Origin of the sequence: Cellvibrio sp. PSBB023 (assembly GCF_002007605.1) — a bacterium.
In the GTDB taxonomy this organism is placed as follows: domain Bacteria; phylum Pseudomonadota; class Gammaproteobacteria; order Pseudomonadales; family Cellvibrionaceae; genus Cellvibrio.
In genome coordinates, this window is record NZ_CP019799.1 from 545,960 (window position 1) to 564,390 (window position 18,431).

The 18,431-nt window shown below is 50.1% G+C and carries 18 protein-coding genes and 1 pseudogene; 12 read left to right on the forward strand and 7 right to left on the reverse strand.

Going from position 1 to position 18,431, the window contains the following annotated elements; all coding sequences use genetic code 11:
• Positions 1–71: 71 nt before the first annotated feature.
• Together B0D95_RS02470 and B0D95_RS02475 are read right to left on the reverse strand one after the other, a co-directional pair.
• Complete coding sequence (locus tag B0D95_RS02470; protein ID WP_078042410.1) at positions 72–1,619, reverse strand: DUF5666 domain-containing protein; 1,548 nt, start codon at positions 1,617–1,619, stop codon at positions 72–74.
• A gap of 199 nt (positions 1,620–1,818) precedes the next feature.
• Positions 1,819–2,618 (reverse strand): annotated as a pseudogene (locus B0D95_RS02475) (glutaminyl-peptide cyclotransferase).
• A gap of 39 nt (positions 2,619–2,657) precedes the next feature.
• Between B0D95_RS02475 and B0D95_RS02480 the strand changes: the two are divergent.
• Positions 2,658–3,287, forward strand: coding sequence for a DUF502 domain-containing protein (locus B0D95_RS02480; protein ID WP_078042411.1), 630 nt, complete (start codon positions 2,658–2,660; stop codon positions 3,285–3,287).
• Between the two features lie 55 nt (positions 3,288–3,342).
• Here the strand turns inward: B0D95_RS02480 and B0D95_RS02485 are convergent, their stop codons facing one another.
• Genes B0D95_RS02485 through trmL form a run of 5 tightly spaced genes read right to left on the reverse strand, consistent with a single transcriptional unit; the run spans position 3,343 to position 7,384 of the window.
• Complete coding sequence (locus B0D95_RS02485) at positions 3,343–3,774, reverse strand: late competence development ComFB family protein (RefSeq protein WP_078042412.1); 432 nt, start codon at positions 3,772–3,774, stop codon at positions 3,343–3,345.
• Between the two features lie 48 nt (positions 3,775–3,822).
• A complete protein-coding gene (mnmC, locus tag B0D95_RS02490) occupies positions 3,823–5,871 on the reverse strand; it encodes a bifunctional tRNA (5-methylaminomethyl-2-thiouridine)(34)-methyltransferase MnmD/FAD-dependent 5-carboxymethylaminomethyl-2-thiouridine(34) oxidoreductase MnmC (RefSeq protein ID WP_078042413.1) in 2,049 nt (682 codons plus the stop codon).
• Entirely contained in the window at positions 5,868–6,404 is a 537-nt protein-coding gene (gene fldB / locus B0D95_RS02495) for a flavodoxin FldB (protein WP_078042414.1), read from the reverse strand. Before fldB ends, mnmC begins: the two co-directional genes overlap by 4 nt.
• A gap of 31 nt (positions 6,405–6,435) precedes the next feature.
• Positions 6,436–6,882: a flavodoxin domain-containing protein gene (locus B0D95_RS02500; protein ID WP_078042415.1), complete on the reverse strand. Its 447-nt coding sequence runs from the start codon at positions 6,880–6,882 to the stop codon at positions 6,436–6,438.
• 37 nt (positions 6,883–6,919) lie between these two features.
• Positions 6,920–7,384 carry a tRNA (uridine(34)/cytosine(34)/5-carboxymethylaminomethyluridine(34)-2'-O)-methyltransferase TrmL gene (gene trmL / locus B0D95_RS02505; protein ID WP_078042416.1) on the reverse strand — a complete coding sequence of 155 codons (465 nt, stop codon included), beginning with the start codon at positions 7,382–7,384 and terminating at the stop codon, positions 6,920–6,922.
• Between the two features lie 203 nt (positions 7,385–7,587).
• On the opposite strand from trmL, the gene B0D95_RS02510 reads away from it, so the two are divergent.
• The 11 genes from B0D95_RS02510 to B0D95_RS21035 all read left to right on the forward strand — a co-directional run bounded on the left by B0D95_RS02510 (position 7,588) and on the right by B0D95_RS21035 (position 18,422).
• Complete coding sequence (locus B0D95_RS02510; protein ID WP_078042417.1) at positions 7,588–8,541, forward strand: MSHA biogenesis protein MshI; 954 nt, start codon at positions 7,588–7,590, stop codon at positions 8,539–8,541.
• Position 8,542: 1 nt separating this feature from the next.
• Positions 8,543–9,217 carry an MSHA biogenesis protein MshI gene (locus B0D95_RS02515; protein WP_078042418.1) on the forward strand — a complete coding sequence of 225 codons (675 nt, stop codon included), beginning with the start codon at positions 8,543–8,545 and terminating at the stop codon, positions 9,215–9,217.
• Positions 9,217–9,909 (forward strand): MSHA biogenesis protein MshJ, encoded by a 693-nt coding sequence (locus B0D95_RS02520; RefSeq protein ID WP_078042419.1) that lies wholly within the window; start codon positions 9,217–9,219, stop codon positions 9,907–9,909. The genes B0D95_RS02515 and B0D95_RS02520 overlap by 1 nt, the downstream gene beginning before the upstream one ends.
• Positions 9,910–9,934: 25 nt before the next feature.
• On the forward strand, positions 9,935–10,285 hold the full coding sequence (locus B0D95_RS02525; RefSeq protein WP_149867853.1) for a hypothetical protein: 351 nt from the start codon (positions 9,935–9,937) through the stop codon (positions 10,283–10,285).
• A 29-nt stretch (positions 10,286–10,314) separates the two neighbouring features.
• Positions 10,315–12,087, forward strand: a complete 1,773-nt coding sequence (gene mshL / locus B0D95_RS02530) for a pilus (MSHA type) biogenesis protein MshL (RefSeq protein ID WP_078042421.1) — start codon at positions 10,315–10,317, stop codon at positions 12,085–12,087.
• A gap of 73 nt (positions 12,088–12,160) precedes the next feature.
• Positions 12,161–13,081, forward strand: a complete 921-nt coding sequence (locus B0D95_RS02535) for an ExeA family protein (RefSeq protein WP_078042422.1) — start codon at positions 12,161–12,163, stop codon at positions 13,079–13,081.
• Positions 13,078–14,295 (forward strand): lipopolysaccharide assembly protein LapB, encoded by a 1,218-nt coding sequence (locus B0D95_RS02540; RefSeq protein WP_078042423.1) that lies wholly within the window; start codon positions 13,078–13,080, stop codon positions 14,293–14,295. Before B0D95_RS02535 ends, B0D95_RS02540 begins: the two co-directional genes overlap by 4 nt.
• 16 nt (positions 14,296–14,311) lie before the next feature.
• Positions 14,312–16,030 (forward strand): GspE/PulE family protein, encoded by a 1,719-nt coding sequence (locus tag B0D95_RS02545; RefSeq protein ID WP_078042424.1) that lies wholly within the window; start codon positions 14,312–14,314, stop codon positions 16,028–16,030.
• A gap of 35 nt (positions 16,031–16,065) precedes the next feature.
• Entirely contained in the window at positions 16,066–17,286 is a 1,221-nt protein-coding gene (locus B0D95_RS02550; protein WP_078042425.1) for a type II secretion system F family protein, read from the forward strand.
• Between the two features lie 7 nt (positions 17,287–17,293).
• Positions 17,294–17,830: a hypothetical protein gene (locus tag B0D95_RS02555; protein ID WP_078042426.1), complete on the forward strand. Its 537-nt coding sequence runs from the start codon at positions 17,294–17,296 to the stop codon at positions 17,828–17,830.
• 172 nt (positions 17,831–18,002) lie between these two features.
• Positions 18,003–18,422, forward strand: coding sequence for a type II secretion system protein (locus B0D95_RS21035; RefSeq protein ID WP_078042427.1), 420 nt, complete (start codon positions 18,003–18,005; stop codon positions 18,420–18,422).
• Positions 18,423–18,431: the final 9 nt, after the last annotated feature.

The following is an 18,431-nucleotide window of genomic DNA, read 5'->3' on the forward strand; positions in this document are numbered from 1 at the left end:
GAAATCTACCAGAAATAGCCATAAAAAACCCTCTGTGCCGCAGGCACGAACACAGAGGGAAGGTGTAGCCCTTAGTCGTCGCGACCGTCATCGTCCTGGTCGTCATCGCTATCGTCATCATAACGATCATCGTCCAGTTCAACTTTTAACGCGGTAGTGACGCCATTTTGGGTGATGGCTTTGACTTCAACATCCAGGCCCAGTGCGGCGGCCAGGAACAATTCCAGTGTGGTAAAACCTTCGATGCGAGTTTGTGAAGTCAGTTGAATGACTTGGCCTTCAACCGTAATGGAATCCACACCGACAGCTTCCACCACACCTTCAAATTCCAGTTTCCAGTCATTGTTGCCAAAGGCATGTGGGTTATGGCGCTCAACGCGGCTGGCGATATTGCGCTCCGCTGTTGTTGCCGTTGCGGCAATTTTATAACCGCGCACATGCAGGGTATCACCAGTGGCCAGGTCGGCCAGATCAAAGAAGCGTACTTTGGCACTGCTGCGATCGTTAAAACTGGTGTCCTCGTTCACTTCAAAGGTCATGCCATTCACCACAAGGGTGTTGGTTGTCAGGTCAACGGATTCCAGCAGGCCTTTGTTGCTGATTTTGGCGCGGTATTTCAGTTCAATTTCCTCGGCGACCAGATTCTGGTTAGCGTCCAGTTGACCCTCTACTTCGACTTGGATGCCATCGACCAGATTCGCGGCAACACCATCGTCAAATTCGGTGCGGTTGGTGATCAATACGGTGGTGCCATTAATGGTGAAACTCACGCCGGGAACAAGGTTGGCCACTGTGCCGCTCAGGGTGATTTCCTGGTCATCGTCAAAGTCGTCGTGGTGTTTAAAGCCGAGGTGGCTGGCGTGCAGGTTGCCGCGAGCAAAGAATGTGGTGCCATCAAAATCGCCGACTACACGCAATTTCAAACCGTTTTCCAGAGTGGCGCCGCGCAGGGCAGAGAGGCTGGCATTGCTGTAATTCACCACTGTGCCATTGAGCAGGAAGGTTTTGGCAGTGGTATCCAGCGCGCTGATCTCACCGGACAATTGGAAGGCATCGTCGTCATCTTCCCAGTCAATGCGGGTTGCTACTAACAGGCCATCGCTGTTGGTGTAGCTGCTCACTTCAATAATGTCGCCCACCTTCAACTGGGCCGCCGTCAGGCCATCGTCATAAAAGGTATCAGCCGTGAGCTGGATGGTTTGGCCCAGTGCCACCAGCGTGCCGCTTGTCAGGTCGATACTCGTAATCGGCCCCACCAATTGGGACTCGCCTTCCAGCTTCATCGCTTTGCCGGTTTTGCCATCGGCGTTGAGCCTGCCGGTGATGCGCACAATCTGGCCTACTTTCAGATCCGACTCCACCAGGGCTTTGCCATCCACATTGATGTCAGCGTCATCCACATCGTAGTGGACGCCATTGACAATCACACTGCCAAAGCCCGTCACCATGCCTTGGGTGACTGTGGTTTTGGCGGCAGCGGCGCTGCTGCTATTGCCGGTAATACTGCTACTGCTGCCGTTGTTACCAACGGCAGGCGAATCGCTGCTGCCACCACTACCGCCGCCGCAAGCGGCAAGGAGCAGGCTGATCATCAGGGGAGAGAACTTGGTGTACTTCATGGTCGTTACCTCGGTGGTTGATAGGGCTTCGGTTTATTAATTTACCTTATTTGGTATATTATTTACCAAATGTAGAAAATAATGTGCGAAAAGTCAAATTTTTGTAAACGAGGGCGACATTTGATAGGGGCGAAAACGACAGCGCCCGCAGTGTTGGCTGCGGGCGCTGTGGGTCAGATCAGGGAGGTGGAGGCGAAGATCAGTCTGCGGCGATGCGGATTAAAAACATTTTTGGCCAGAGTTTGCCTGTTACCCAAAAGCCTTGGCGTTGTTCATCCCACGCGATGCCGTTGAGTACCTGTTCACTACTGGTGAGCTTCAGTTGTTGTTTCAAGGCTTTAAGGTTCAGCTCCCCAAGACCTTGCCGTTCTTGGGGTCAATTTTGACAATGCGATCCTCGTACCAGATATTGGCCCAGATAAATCCTTGGGCAAATTCAAGTTCATTGAGCTGTCTCACCGGGCGCTTGCCATCAGTCACCTGCAACTGGTGCATCAAGGCAAAGTCGGCGGCCTGGTGGAAAAACAGCTGGTCACTGCCATCGCTGCGAATCAGCCACTTGCCGTCGGTTGCCAAGCCCCAGCCTTCGCCTTCGTAAGCCAGTTTTTGCTCCAGCGCAAAGTTGTCTTTGTTGTACACCAGTAGCGTTTGCTCTTGCCAAGTGAGCAGGTAGAGTTTGCCGTTCAGCAGTGTTAGCCCTTCGGCAAAAAACTCGGCGGGCAGCGCGAGTTTGCGGGTAAAAGGTGCGGAAATCTTGGCCCAGGTGCTCTCCGGCTCGGCGATGGGATAGGTCACCAACAGGGATTTTCCATACAAGCCGCTGCTCTCATAAAAATGATCGCCATCAACCAGCAGCCCCTGGGTAAAGAGTGTGGGTTTGTGCGTGCGCTCCGCGACGATGTCAAAAGCAATCGGCGGTGCTGCATTGGCGGTGGCGGGTAGAAGGTTCGCTATGCACAGCAAGCTGGTGCACAATAGCGCGGCAATAAACGGGTTCACTCGGTTAATCCATCGTCAGATAGTAGAAAGGCTCCAATCATGAAGCGTTTGCGTTCGTTTGTCAGTATTACCCTGATTGGCGGGTTTATGGTCATTTTGCCAATAGCGATTTTTTTATGGCTGGTTGAGTGGTTGCTGGGGGCGGTGCGTTCCATTATTCAACCGCTGAGCCATTGGTTGGTGGCACAAACGGCATTCACTGAGTATATGGCCGATATAGTGGGCGTATTGCTGTTGTTGTGTTCGTTTTTCCTGATCGGTTTATTTATCAAAACCAGCGTCGGCGAGTGGGTGCATGATCAGTTGGATGCATGGCTAACGCGGCTGGCGCCGGGTTACAAAACCATTCGTGAAGTGGTATCGCAATTATTGGGGGGCGAGGGCAATACCTCGTTGCTGAAAGGTGAAGTGTGTCGTGCCTACCTCATGGGACGCGCGGCAGGTGTATCGGTCACGGCGATAGTGACAGCCAAACATGCCAATGGCGATTTCACCGTTTATGTACCCACTGCGCCCATTCCTACATCAGGATTTGTGTATCACCTCTCTGCCGAATGTGTGGAGATGCTGCCCCATGTGGGAGTGCAAGAGGCAATGCGCACAGTGATTGCCTGTGGCAGCGGTTCGCAGATCATTTCAGAAATACCGCCAAAAATTGATAGCCTCTAGGTTGGAAAAGCCTGGGGCGCCTTCCCAACCTGCATAAAGCGATCGGTAGCGGCGATCAGGTCTTTTTCTTCGGCGTTTTTGTTTTGGCGGGTGCGGTGGCAGGTTTCTCTTTGGTCGATTTGGCCGCTTTCCCGCCCTTATCGCCACGGGTGGAAATCAAGGAGACTTCCACGGGTGGCAAACGTACCTCTTCACCACGCTCGCGGCTTTCCACATATTGCAGTGCATCCGTCACCGCTTGGGAAACCTTGTTGGCAATTTCCACCATATCCTGCGGCGACATAAAAAACGTCATGTCCACATCGTGACGAATATAGCGCGGTGGCAAGCGGTTTAATGCCACGCAGGAGACGTCTGCAAGAAAATCCCTGTCACCTTGCTGTACCCGTTCACTTTGATCATGCACCTCTTGCACCACCAAACGCTCATAGTAGTTGTGCAGAAAATCCACTTCATCGGCCATAACATAGGGGCGGTTAGTTAGCATGGTGTTACCTCTCTGAATGTAATGCTGAAGAGTATAGACAGGTTTTGACTAAGGTTTATTTTTCACCAGATTGCGAATCAAAAATCGCGCAGGGTTCAGGGCATTAGCAAGGTTGCGTGGCAGCGGCAGGATTTCGTTATTAATCTGTGCGGCGAGCAGTTCGGCGCAGAGTGGGGTATAGGCCAGACCGCGTGAGCCGTGGCCGATATTGATGTACAAACCGGCGTGATAGCAGCCGGGCAAATGTACCGGAGCGCGGGCATTTTTCCGCAGCGGCGCAAATCGCTCCCGCATTGCCTGCTCATGAGCCACCGGGCCAACGAGCGGTAAATAATCCGGAAGGGTGCAGCGAAAGGCAACCCGGCCGCCGAGCTTATCCAGCGCTAATGCCTGCCAGTCAGTGTAGATACTGGCCAACGGCTCACGCAGATTATCCAGATTGGTTTGATGATCGGTTGTGCGCAAGCCGCGCTCACCATCTTTTAAATTAAACGTTGCACCGGTGCAATGCACGCCCTGTTCCGCTGGGGCAATGTAACCCTCGCTGCAGATAACGCTGGCTAGCGGCTGGCTGGTAGCCGTGGCGGGCAAGTAGGTGATTTGCCCGCGAATGGCGTTAATAGGTAATGCGCTGGTGTAGGTAAATTGCTTGGCGTCGCGCGCGTTGGCGATGATGGCAACTGGTGCTTGGGCAATCACATCGCCACTGGTATTGCGCACTTGCCATTGCTGGTCATCACAGGTCAGATCCACCGCATCACACTGGTTGATGATGTGAATGGCAGGGTGATCCACCAAGCTCTCGCACAAGCGGCGCGGATTAATCCATCCCGCTTGGGGAAAATACAAACCGCCATGTTGCAGCGACACACCGGCAAGCGCACTGGCCTGCGCGGCGGAGACAAACTCCACCAAGGGCGATGCCTGCGCAAAGCGGTTGTGGAGTTGCTGCTGCAATTGCCGTTCAGATTCACTGTGAGCCAATTGCAATACGCCGCATTGCGCACCTATCTGTGCCCAGCGCGATTGGTAAAACCCCAATGCAAATTGCAGCGCACTTAAATTAAATTCGGCCTGCGCTTCTTGTTTTGGCGATAGCTTGGCATAGAGCACGCCCTGCGGGTTGCCCGATGCCTCTTGCGCCAGTTGTGCGTGGCGCTCGATCAGCGTTACCTGCCAGCCGCGCTCTGCCAAGGCTCTGGCACTGGTACAACCCGCCAAACCGCCGCCAATAATCAGTGCTTGTTTTGCGCCCGCCAGCGGGGTGTGTTGTTCGGCAATTGTCCAGGGCACCGGGAAGGGCGAATAGCTGCGCGCCAAAGCCAAATCGGATACCGGCAGCACAAAAGGTTCATTTTGTATGGCCTTAACCATTTCCCGTTTGCGCCCAAAGCCAGGTACTTTTTGAAGGGTAAATCCGGCGAGTTTTAGCCCCTGTTTAACAATACCGGCTGCACTGAAGGTTGCTGCCGTTGTACCGGGTTTACTCAATTGCCCTATGGCCGTGAATAATTCATCGCTCCACATCTGTGGGTTTTTAGAAGGAGCAAAACCATCCAGAAACCAGGCATCTACTTTTGCACAGCAATCGGCAAACAGTGGGTGACTGGTGGCGAGTAATTGCTGAAAGCCCAGTGCCGCATCGTTAATGATAAGCGTGAGTGTGATGCGCCCATCCATAAAGCGCAGGCGATGAATGCCAGTGCCAACAAATACCGGATAGGCGGCTGTCAACTGTGTGGACAATTCAGCTAACTCTGGCCACAAACTTAATGCGCGCTGTAAATCGGCTTTGGCGAGGGGGAATTTTTCCACCGTTACAAAATGCAATTGTGCTGTAGTGGGTGCACTGCGCATCCACAGGTCCCACGCCGCTAAAAAATTTAACCCGGAACCAAAACCGGTTTCGGCAATGGTGAAGTGATCGCCTGCCGATAAGGCTTGCCAGCGTTCGGTCAGTTGATTGTGTTGCAGAAATACATGGCGTGTTTCTTCCAGGCCATTGGCGCGGGAGAAGTACACATCGCCAAACGCACTCGACAGTGGTTGGCCTTCTTCATCCCATTCCAGTTGGGCGTGATGGATGGTGTCGGTCACAGGCCAAACTCGCGCAGCACTTGTTCGCACCACTGCTGGATACGCTGTTCACTCAGGTTAAATTCGTTTTCTTCATCCAGCGCCAGGCCGACAAAATAATTGCCGTCGGGTGTGAGTGCTTTGGAGGCTTCAAATTCATAACCGGCACGCGGCCAGTAACCGCAGGGAATTGCACCGCGATGCACCAGTTTGCTGTGCAAATAACCCATGGCATCCAAAAACCATTCGGGGTAGCCGACTTGATCGCCCAAGCCATAAATGGCGATTTTTTTACCGCTGAAATCCAACTCGTCCAACTCGTCCCAAATTTCTTCCCAATGTTCTTGCAGTTCGCCGTAATCCCAGGTGGGAATACCAAAAATCAGGTAGTCGTAAAATTGGGTTTGAATAATGGGGGTGTCGGCGATATTAAAAAAATCCACGCAGGCTTCGCCCTGATGTTGGTGCAGCGCCTTACAGATTTTTTCGCCCGCCATTTCGGTATAACACGTGGAACTGCCGTAGAACAGGCCGATGATGTTGCTAGTGCTCATAAGGGGATCTTTAATCAAAAACAAATAGTCATTACAGCAGTGTTGCCCAGTGTTTTACCCAGTTGCGCGCTTCGGTTGCTGCGTCGTCGCCACTGCTGGCATCCAGTACCAGTGGTTCGCCAATACGCTGTGCGCCCAGGTCTTCAAACGCAGCGGCCAACATAACACCGGCTTCGTTAAAGGTGGTGTAGCAACTATCCGCCAAATTGATAACACCAAAACGGCGGCCGCTGATGCGGGGGTAATCGCGGGTTAAATGCAAATAGAGCGGCAGGATATTATCGGGCAATTCCCCGGAGCCGGTATTGGAATGACACAGCAGGATAATCTCGTTCGGGTCGCGTGCCAGATCCTCAGCGCGCGCATAGGTATTCAGGGTGACTTCATGCCCCAATGCGCGCAGTTCTTCGCCCACCAATTCAGCCACTTCTTCGGCGCCGCCATACACGCTGCCAATAAAAATCTGGATGTTGCTCATCAATGCCTCGCTTTGTCTGATTCACAATTAACGACGATTACAGCGCGCCAGCATACCCCAACTGACGCCAGGCTTCATAAACCATTACGGCAACCGCATTGGATAAGTTCATGCTTCTACTATTAGCGGCCATGGGAATGCGCAAGACATGATCAGCGGGCAGGGACTCACGAATCGCAGCGGGTAAACCCCGTGATTCAGGGCCGAACAATAAATAATCACCGGATTGGAAATGGGCATCGCTGTGGCAGTGAGTGCCTTTGGTGCTCAAGGCAAAAATCCGCGCTGGGGTTTCGCTGGCCAGAAAATCCTCCCAGCTTTTATGGAGGCGTAAATCCTGGGTTTCTGCGTAGTCCATACCGGCGCGGGTCACGCTTTTTTCGTCCAACTTAAAACCCAGTGGTTCAATTAAATGCAACTGGCAGCCAGTGTTGGCTGCCAGGCGAATAATGTTGCCGGTGTTGGGTGGAATCTCCGGTTCAAATAGAACTATGTGAAGCATTTGGCGTTTTCTACCTTTATAGTCTATGTTCTTTGTTAAACGTTATGTTTCTGGCGCTAATTATAAACATGAGTTATTAGCTGCCAGGGTATTTTCCGCTTTTCTACCTGAATTGTGTGGTTTCAAAAGGACTTTTTAGCTTCAGTTATCTAGCGCTATAAATCATCTATAGTGGTTAAAAATCTGGCATCGAGAACTCCGATTTGAAGTCAATTGTTGAAAAAATAAACAGGCTCTTGCCTGGCCCTGCGCGTACCAATCAAACGATTGGCGTCGAGTTTTGCCCCGAGGGGGTTGCCTTCGCGCATATTCAACGTCATGCCTCCCAGCAGCCACTGTTACTCCACTGCGAATTTATTCCCTCTTCGACTGGTATTGATTTGGCTGAACAGCTGCGCGCGCGTTTATTCAAGCTCGGCGTACAAACAACGCCAGCCAATATCGTGATGAGTGCCGGTAGCTATCAGCTTATTTTAGGGGAAGCGCCCAAGGTGCCCGCCGAAGAGTTGGCAGAGGCATTGCGCTGGCGTGTTAAAGATTTGGTGCAATTCCCCATTTCCGAAGCGATTGTGGACGGTTTCCTGCTGCCGGAGGATAGCGCACGCGGTAGCAGCCGTATGGCCTACGCTGTTGTCGCCCAGCGCAAAACCATTGAACAACAAGTCAGCTATGCCACAACGGCAGATCTGCATTTGAAGAATATTGACATCCCCGAATTGGTGCTGCGCAATCTGGCCGAAGCCTGCTGCGATACCAAGCGCGGCATTGCCTTGGTAAAACTGCATCAGGGGGGGGGCAATTTACAAATTATTCGCGATGGCAATTTGTACTTATCGCGTCAATTCTCACTCTCCTACAATGCCGGTTTATTGGATGATTTACCCGCAGAAGCCTTGGTATTAGAGCTGCAGCGATCGCTGGATTATTTTGAGCGGCAAATGCGTCAGGTTCCGCCCAGCCACATCTATTTGTGTGGTGAAAATATCACTCCCGACAAACTCACGCCGGCGATTCAAAATGCAATGGCCGTTTCAATTCAAGTGCTGGATCTGGCCAATGGGATACAAATCGCCGAGGCGATTGCCGAGCATCATCTCGCACTGTGTTTACAGGCTATTGGCGCGGCCTTGCGTCAGGATCAAGTAGGGCAGGGCTAATATGCAGCAAATCAATTTATACCTTCCGGAATTCCAACCCAACCGCGAACCACTGCGCAGCATACATATGCTGTGGGGCATTGTAGCGTTTATCGGCCTATTGCTGGTGTTCAGTGGTATTACCTTCAATGCGAATAATGAGCGCGCGTTGGCACTGGAAAATAACCGCCAACAGCTTGAACAGCGTAAAGCGCAATTGAGCGAATTGGAGCAACAGCGGCCACAAAGTAATTTAGCCGACCTGGATGGACAGATTGTGCAATTACAGCAAGACCTGGGGCGCCGCGAACAAATCCTGAGCATTATCGCTAATAAAAAATTAGGCAATAACACCGGTTACTCCGGTCATTTACAAGCCTTGGGTAATCAATCGTTGGAGACCATCAGTTTGCAAGCCTTTTCATTACAGCAAGGTGGTAGCTACATGGAGTTTGCTGGTCAGACCAGCGCTGCAGATCAGGTGCCTCTTTATATTCAACAGTTGCGTACACAAGCGGTATTCGCGCAATCCGCTTTTGGCGTGCTGCAAATAAAACCCGATGCGTCAGGCGTGTTTGAATTTTCGCTGGCAAAAAATAACCCGCGCAATGCACCTGTTGTTGCAAAAACGGCAGTGCAACAATTACTGGAAGCCAATGAAAAGGCCGCAACTTCTACCGCGGGAGGACAAGAGTAATGCCCGTTGCGTTGCAGAATCTTATGGAGCAAATCGATAGCCGCGTTTTGCGTGAGCGAGTCCTGATTTTTTTCACAGTGCTCGCGGTTATTTTTTTATTCTGGCAACTACTACTGCAATCCCGTATAGACCAAACTACCAAAGCACTGGAAGCTGAGCAGGCGCAGTTAACCACCGAACAGCAAACACTGGATTCAAAAATTGCAACGCTGACACTGCAGATGGCGAGCGACCCTGCTATCGCCAAGCGCAAAAATATTAACGATTTGCAAGCGAGCGTTGCCCAGGTGGAAACACAGCTCGCCGGTTTGTCCCAAGGGTTGATTAGTGCGGAGCTGTTACCCAATGTGCTGCAAGATGTGTTGGCGCGCACCACAAGTGTTCAGCTCTTGCAAGTGCGTACGTTTCCTGCCAGTGAATTGCAGTTGGGATCCCCGCTGCCTAATCCTAATACGTCGGCTAATTCGGCGTCAGACACAAGCGCGAGTGGAACCGGTGTTTACAAGCACAGTGTATTGATTCGCGTGTCGGGCACTTATGCGGAATTGGTAAAACTTTTGCAGGATATTGAATCACTGCAATGGAAATTTTATTGGGAATCGTTGAATTACACCGTGAAAAAATATCCCAATGCTGAAATCGATATTCAGGTCTTTACCCTGAGTTCAGAGGAGGGATTGCTGGGTGTTTAATCAAGGGTTTTGTACAGCAGTGATAATGGCAATGAGCATGGTTGCGTCTGTGTCCTTAGCGCAGACACCTGCCGACACTGCACCGGATAATTCAGTCGCTAAGGCTGATAAACCTGTGCGCGATCCAACCCAACCACTCGGTTATACCACTGCGCGTGCAGTGGTGGCCAATACCAATTACACCCTCAACTCGGTGTTGATCAGCGCCCAGCGCAAACATGCGGTGATCAATGGCATTACCCTGCGTGAAGGGCAAACTATTCCCGGTTCGGGCGGTGTTCTGGTCAATCGTATTTCGCCCCAAACAGTTGTGTTACAGCAAGGCACAAAAACCTGGGCACTGCGATTGTCGCCCAGTGTGGTTAAAAGACACTAATCGATTTAAAAATATCTGAGGCAGTGACAATGTTCACCCACCCTGAAATGAATAAACGTTTATTCCAATGCTCGTTGTTGTCGCTAGCGATATTGTTATCCGCGTGTAACACCCATAAAAATGCCGACAAACGTTTGCTCGGTGAAGATGTGCTCGATCAAACGGCCAGCCAGCAAGCAGCGCGTGACAATCAAACCAGCAGCGTGCCCGCCGAAGTGAATAAGGCACTGCTCAATAATCAATCGCTCAGCGCCCCTGCCAGCAAGGGGGCATACGACCGTTTTGATGTCTCTGTGCGCAATGTACCCGCCAAGGATTTTTTCCTGGGGTTGGTCAACGGCACTGGCGTGAATGTTGTTGTGCATCCGCAAGTGACCGGTAGTGTGACGCTGGATCTGAAAAATGTGACGGTAGACGATGTGCTCCGCGTTACGCGTGATATCTACGGTTATGAGTATCGCCATGATCGCGGCATTTACACCATTTATGCCAATGCGCTGCGCACGGAAGTATTCCAAATTAATTATCTGGATGTGCAACGCGTAGGCGTATCAGATACCAGTGTGTTGCTTGGTCGTTCGCAATCATCTAACAATAACAACACCAATAACTCAGGCGGCAATTCCGCTAACGCAGGCGATACTGCCAATTTATTGGGAATGATCGAGAGCGCGCAACAGCGACAAAATAATCGCACCTCATCGGGGCTTGCCCCCGGCTCGCGTGTACAAACTTTGAATCGCACCGATTTCTGGGCGTCTCTGGAAAAAACCGTCACCTCTATTATTGGTGGCGAAACAGAAGATCGCAAAGTGATGGTGACACCTCAAGCCGGTATGGTGGTAGTAACGGCTATGCCGCATGAATTAAGTGCGGTGCGCAATTTTCTGGAGCGTTCCGAGCTGAGCGTAAAGCGCCAGGTTATTTTGGAAGCAAAAATTATTGAAGTGCGCTTGAATGAAGGTTTTGAAGCCGGTGTGAATTGGGGGGCGATTAGCGGGCAGATGGGTTATGCCTACGCGAGTGGTACAGGTACTAAAACGATCAATAGCCAGCAGACCTTAACACTGGATGAAAATTATAATTCTCTGGGTGGTACTCGTGTTGATAGCGAGAGCTATGAAATAGGGCCGGATAATTTATTTTCATCCATTATTCGCGTTAATGATATAACCAAGGTGCTATCGCTTTTGGAAACCCAAGGTACAGTGCAAGTGCTGTCCAGCCCGCGTGTATCCACCGTGAATAATCAAAAAGCTATGATTCGTGTCGGTTCCGATGAATATTTTGTGACAGGTATTTCCAGTAACCAAACCTCTAACGCGGCCACTACAACCTCTACCCCCAATATTGAATTGTCATCCTTTTTCAGTGGTATTTCCCTGGATGTAACGCCGCAAATTTCAGAGCGTGGTGAAGTCATTTTGCACATTCACCCGGTAGTGAGTGAAGTGCAGGATCAGCAGAAAATTTTCACCGTCGGCAGTGAGGAATTTGCGCTGCCACTGGCGCTGCGCGGTGTGCGTGAGTCTGACAGCATTGTAAAAGCCGCCAATGGGCAAGTGATTGTATTGGGTGGATTAATGACGGAGTCGTCCAATAATGTGGATGGCAAGCGCCCGTTATTGGGTGATATTCCCCTCGTGAATACCTTGTTTAAAACGAAAAACAAATCCAGAAGCAAAACCGAGTTGGTCATCCTGTTGCGCCCCATTGTGGTGGACGATAAAACCTGGGATGAACAGCTAACAGAAGCGCAAAATTCCATGCGTGCGATGGGCGATACCTACCGCAAACAGTAGTAAACAAGTGAGTGGCAGTAGCCATTAATCAACAATTCTCACTGGGCTGGGTTGCTGGGCGACGAGGTTTTCCATGTACCGTCAACATTTTGGGTTACGCGAGCATCCGTTCTCGCTCACACCGGACACCCAATTTTATTTTAATAACCAAAGCCACCGCGAGGTGTTAAGCACATTGCTGCTTGCACTTCGCCACAGCGAAGGGTTTATTAAAATTGTAGGAGAGGTGGGTACAGGTAAAACCTTACTGAGCCGTAAATTGTTAGCCAGTTTGGGCGATACTTTTATCACCGCCTATATTCCTAATCCTTATCTCACACCGGATGAATTGAAATGGTTTTTGGCAGAGGAAATCGGCATCGCCTATTCACCGGACATTCCCTCTTATCAATTACTCAAAGAGATTAACTTGCGCCTGGTCGAACTGGCGCAACAAAAGCGCCAAGTGGTGCTGGTGGTGGATGAAGCCCAGGCAATGCCACGCGAAACTATTGAAGCCTTGCGCCTGCTGACTAATCTTGAAACGGAAAAAAGCAAGCTGCTGCAAGTGGTGCTGTTTGGGCAACCGGAATTGGATGAGTTGTTGGATCGCCCGGATTTGCGCCAACTAAAACAGCGCATTGTGTTTTCTGAATATTTGCAAACTATTCCCAAAAAAAGTTTGCCTGACTATTTGGCTTATCGCCTTGCGTCAGCAGGTTATAGTCGTGCATCGCTATTTTCTGCCAGTGCTATCGCCTTGCTATACAAAGCATCCGGTGGTGTACCGCGTTTGATCAATGTTATTGCACACAAAGCGATGTTGGCAGCCTATGGACAGGGGGCAGAGCGTGTAAATCGCCAGCACATGGTGCGCGCCATTATGGATACTGCAGAAAGCCGTCGCTATGGGCGCTGGTTAGCGCGACGTGACTACTGGTTGTGGCCGATCCTGGCTGCCGGTGCCGCCACAGCTATTGCAATAGTACCGGGTTTACTGGGTGGTATGGCATGAGTTTATTGAACGATATGTTGCGTGATCTATCGCAGGATTTGTCGCGCCCACAACAGATTGAACAGACTGATGCTGAAAAGAATGCGGACAAAGATGCCGATTTTTTTCGCAGTCGGGAACAGCGGGAATTATTTGCCCAGTCAAGCGCTGCCAAACCACTGCCACGCCGTTTGTTGCCGAGTATTCTAGTGTTTGTCGTGGTGTTGGTTGGCATTGTAGGCGTGCAATATTTTTTACCGGAAAAACCGGTTTCATCTACTGCCGAACCTGCGCCTTTATTGCCTGAAATTGTTCAGGAAATACCAACGCCTGATGCAGTGGTAACGCTATCGCCAGCTTTGGATGAGCGTTTAGCTGCATTGGAGTCTGCCGTAACCAAGCTTGGGGATGCAGTTGTCAGTGCACAACAAAATACAGCTACCGAATACACTGTTGTCGAGCCTGAGGTTGAACCTGTAAACCCCAATACAGCGATCCCGGAACAAACCGCTTCTGTGAGTATTCAAGATCCGTTTAGCAATACTGCCATCAATCAGCGTGAAAATAGTGATACAAACGAAGTGGTTGATAATGAGCCCATAAATGGTGAGGTGAGTGGTGAAGTGAGTGGTGGTGTGGGCGATCCATCCTTATTCATAGCACCAAGTCCGGCGTGGCAGGATCGCCAATTCGCGATCCGCATGCGTGAAATGTTTCAGGCGGGACAAGCAGCGCAGAGCGTGGCGCAGTTACAAGCATTTGTAACCAGTCACGCCAATCCTTACGAGTCAACCACATTATTATTGGATATTTTGTGTGAACAAGAAAATGCTGTTGCCGCACAACAAGCATTGCAACAAGCCGGTTTTTTACCGGCAGTGGAGAAAACTTACTACGCTGCAAAAATCGCTTTACTGACCGGGCATGATGCGGAGGCCATTAGTATGTTGGAGTCTGCTTTGCCGGAGGCTGAAAGTCATGAGCAGTATCGCGCGTTGCTTGCAGGCTTATACCAACGCACCGGTATGAATCAGGAAGCGGCGAGTCATTATCGACGCTTGCTCAGTGTGTTTGGTGAGAAGCCTGCCTATTGGCTGGGGTTTGCATTGGCACAGGATGCACTTAATCAATCGCAATTGGCCATGCAGGCATATCAGCGAGTCAACCAATATTCTGATTTACAACCGCAAGTGCGCCAGTATATTGAGCAGCGTTTGCAGGTGTTACAGCAGTGAAATGGATTAGCTAATTATGATGAATCTCGCTTCGCAAAAACGTATTCGTATCGGCGACTTGTTGGTCGAAAAGAATATGATTTCCGAAACCCAGTTACAACATGCACTGCAGGAGCAAAAGCTCACGGGCAGAAAGCTGGGGGCAACCCTGGTGGAGTTGGGTTATGTAGAAGAAAATGCACTACTTAATCTCTTGTCTGCACAGTTGCATATTCCATTTGTCGAGTTAAAACAATTTCGTTTTGATCGCAGCTTGGTGCAGCGTTTGCCAGAGACGAGTGCGCGTCGCTACCGGGTAATGTTATTGCGCGAGGATGTTGATGGTTTATTGTTGGGCATGGCTGACCCAACAGATATTTTTTGTCTGGATGAATTGCAGCGCCTGTTGCAAAAAAATATCAAACCTGCGGTGGTACGTGAATCCGAGCTATTGGATATTCTCGATATCGCTTACACCCGCGCCAGTGAAATTGCCACCCTGGCCGGTGAACTGGATGAAGAGCTACAAGAATCGGCCCTGGATTTGGCTGATTTTGCAGTAGATGCAACCGACAGCGAAGCCCCCGTAGTAAAACTGCTGCAAAAAATATTTGAAGAGGCCATTAATACCAAAGCATCAGATATTCATATTGAACCCGATGAAAAAGTATTGCGTATTCGCACGCGTATCGATGGCGTCTTATTGGAGCAGGTGATGAATGAAAAGCGTATCGCTTCTGCGTTGGTGGTGCGCTTGAAACTGATGTCGGGTATGGATATTTCAGAAAAACGCTTGCCACAGGATGGCCGTTTCAACTTAAAAGTAAAACACCACAATATCGATGTGCGTATCTCCACCATGCCAGTGCAATTCGGCGAGTCAGTGGTTATGCGGTTGCTTGATCAAACTGATGGGGTGAGGTCCTTGGACACTGTGGGCATGCCGCCACATTTAATTGATCGTTTTCGCAAAGCCATTACGCGCCCCCATGGTTTGGTATTGGTTACCGGGCCAACCGGTAGCGGTAAAACCACAACACTTTACGGCGCGTTGGCCGAATTAAATAAACCGGAGAAAAAAATCATCACCGTGGAAGACCCGGTGGAATACCGGCTCCCGCGTATTAGTCAGGTACAACTGCATGAAAAAATCGGACTGACTTTTGCGAGCGTATTGCGCGCGACCTTGCGTCAAGACCCGGATATTTTATTGGTCGGCGAGATTCGCGATGCAGAATCAGCAGAAATTGCACTGCGTGCCTCCATGACCGGTCATATGGTGCTGTCTACACTGCATACCAACGATGCAATCACCTCTGCCATGCGTTTACTGGATATTGGTGTCGATGGTTATTTAGTAGCAACCGCATTGAAAGCCATAGTGGCACAGCGCTTGGTGCGGCGTATTTGCACCAGCTGTATTCAACCTCACTCGCCCGATGCTAACGAGCACCAGTTGTTGGCTGTGATTGGCAAGGGGCGCGATTACAGCAATGTGGTGTTTAAAAAGGGCACGGGTTGTCCCCGTTGTCATAACACCGGCTATCGCGGTCGTATTGGTGTATTTGAAATTCTTGAATTAAACCAGACCATGGCGGAAGCGTTGCGCGTAAATGATATTAATGCCTTTACGCGCGCAGCCAATGACGTGCCGGATTTTATAACCTTGAGTGAAGCGGCATTAGCCTATGCCATTGACGGGCTAACAACGCTGGATGAAGTCATGTCTATTTCAGCCCAGGTCAATGAAATCTAATGCGGCGGACATTATCCATATGAGAGCTTGCTACTATGGCCATGTATGAATTTAAAGGGCGCAATACAGAAGGGCGCCTGATTACCGGTCAGTTGGATGCCTCCAGTCCGGATGCTGCCGTCAATCAATTATTGGGGCGCGGTATTACACCGGTCGATATAAACCTGTTTGTTGAGCAGCTGAGTTTTTCCGAGCGCTTTGCGCGGGCAACCAATCGCGGGCGAGTGGATAAGGTGGAGCTGATTATGTTCTGCCGTCAAATGCACACCATTACCCGTGCCGGTATTCCATTGGTAAAAGGGTTGCGAGGTTTGTCGGCGTCACTGCGTAACTACACATTTCAGCAGGCATTAAATGATGTGGTTGAACGGTTGGAGGCTGGTGTTGAATTATCCACCGCTATGCGTGCGCACCCTAAAATTTTTGATAATTTATTTGTCAGCCTGGTCAGTGTTGGGGAAAATTCCGGTCGTTTGGATTTGGTGTTTAAGCAGCTCAGCGAATACATGGAACGCGACCTTGCCACCATCAAAAGCATTAAAACGGCGTTGCGTTATCCTTCTTTTGTATTGATCGCTATTAGTATCGCCATAGTAGTGATTAATGTAAAAGTGATTCCTGCCTTTGCGAAATTATTTTCTACGTTCGGCGCGGAGCTGCCTTTACCAACACGTATCCTAATTGGAATTTCTGATTTTTTTGTCGATTATTGGCTTCATTTATTGGTGATTATTGCAGCGGTAGTTGCCTGGGTATACCACTATGTGAGAACACCCGATGGTAGCCGGGTATGGGGGCGTAAAAAATTACGCTTGATAGTGATTGGAGATATTATCGAGCGCGCATCACTGGCGCGCTATGCCCGCTCATTTGGTTTAATGTTAAATGCGGGTTTACCTTTATCCAACGCATTGGAACTAAGTGCACGCGCGGTGGATAACCCTTACCTGGGCGATAAAATCCGCGGCATTCGTGCGGGCGTGGAGCGCGGTGAAGGGTTATTTCAAACCCATTTGGTCAGCGGCATGTTTACCCCCTTGGTCTTGCAAATGATTTCAGTCGGTGAAGAAAGTGGCCAGGTTGATGCGCTCCTGGCAGAGGTTGCTGCGTTCTATGAAAGTGAAGTGGAATACGATGTGAAACAACTCAGCGATCGTATTGAACCTATTATGATTGTCATCATGGCAGGGTTTGTTACGGTGCTGGCGCTGGGAATTTTCTTGCCCATGTGGGATATGTACAGCATCCAAAAATGAGGCTCCCTTGATACGAACCTATAATAATGGACGATTTGAGTGGTTTGTTGTTGCCATAGTGATCGCACTGATCAGTTTAAGTGCGTTGGGGCGCTATTGGTTTATGGCTGAGGATGCACGTATTGTACGGATGGAAATGCTGGCTCACCGGTTTGTAACCGCGGCAGCCAATGCCCGTGTGGAATTTTTAGTCAGCGGCTTAAGTAGCAGTCACAGTGCAGAGCGAAAGCAAATCCGGATTTTGGATCAAGTGGTTTATTTTTCCGCGCAAGGTTGGCCTGTTGGTGTCAGTGGCCCAGTGGTTAATGGCTATAGTGTGACCGAGGAGGATTGTGCGCAGTTGTGGAGTTTACTTTTGCAAAATCCGGCGCCTATTAGCCGCCCTGCGCAGCCGGATAGCGGGGCAGAATACCAGCTCACTGTTGGCGATAGGGTTTGCCGCTTTCAGTTGGCCAGTGGCAAAGCCTTCTTTGATTATTACCCTATAGAGGGAAGGATGATATTTACGGTTGGTGATACATCCAAAATTTCTATTGATAATTAGTTTTATAACTGGATTTATCGAGCTTATTGGCTATATTTGAACACAATATTATTGGGTTTTGTGCCTGCATCCACTCCGGGTTTAGGGCAGCAAGGATGTAGTTGCAAATGGTCTATGCTTTTATTTATCAACGCTTTTGTTAACTTGTCTTTTTACTGTCGTGGAGTGTTTTATGAAACAACAATCTGGTTTTACATTAATCGAGTTAATCGCTGTAATCGTTATTCTCGGGATTTTGGCGGCTACTGCATTGCCGCGTTTTGTGGATTTATCAACCTCGGCTCGCCAAGCTACCTTGCAAGGGGTTGCCGGAGCACTGGGTAGTGCATCAGCGCTCAATTACGCGAACAGCATTGCTGCTAACGCGGGCCTTCAGACCAGTACTGCACCAGTGGCTGTAGCATCATGCACCGATGTTGGCGGTTTGTTAGAAGGCGGAACTCTGCCAGCGGGTATGGAGACCAGTGCAACAACAGTTACTGTGGGGCAGACTGTTGTCTGTACCGTTAGTTATACAGATACCAACCTCAACCCAACCACACTGCCTACCTTTACCGCGCACGGCGTTACTGTGACAACCACAACTCCTTAATAAAGATGC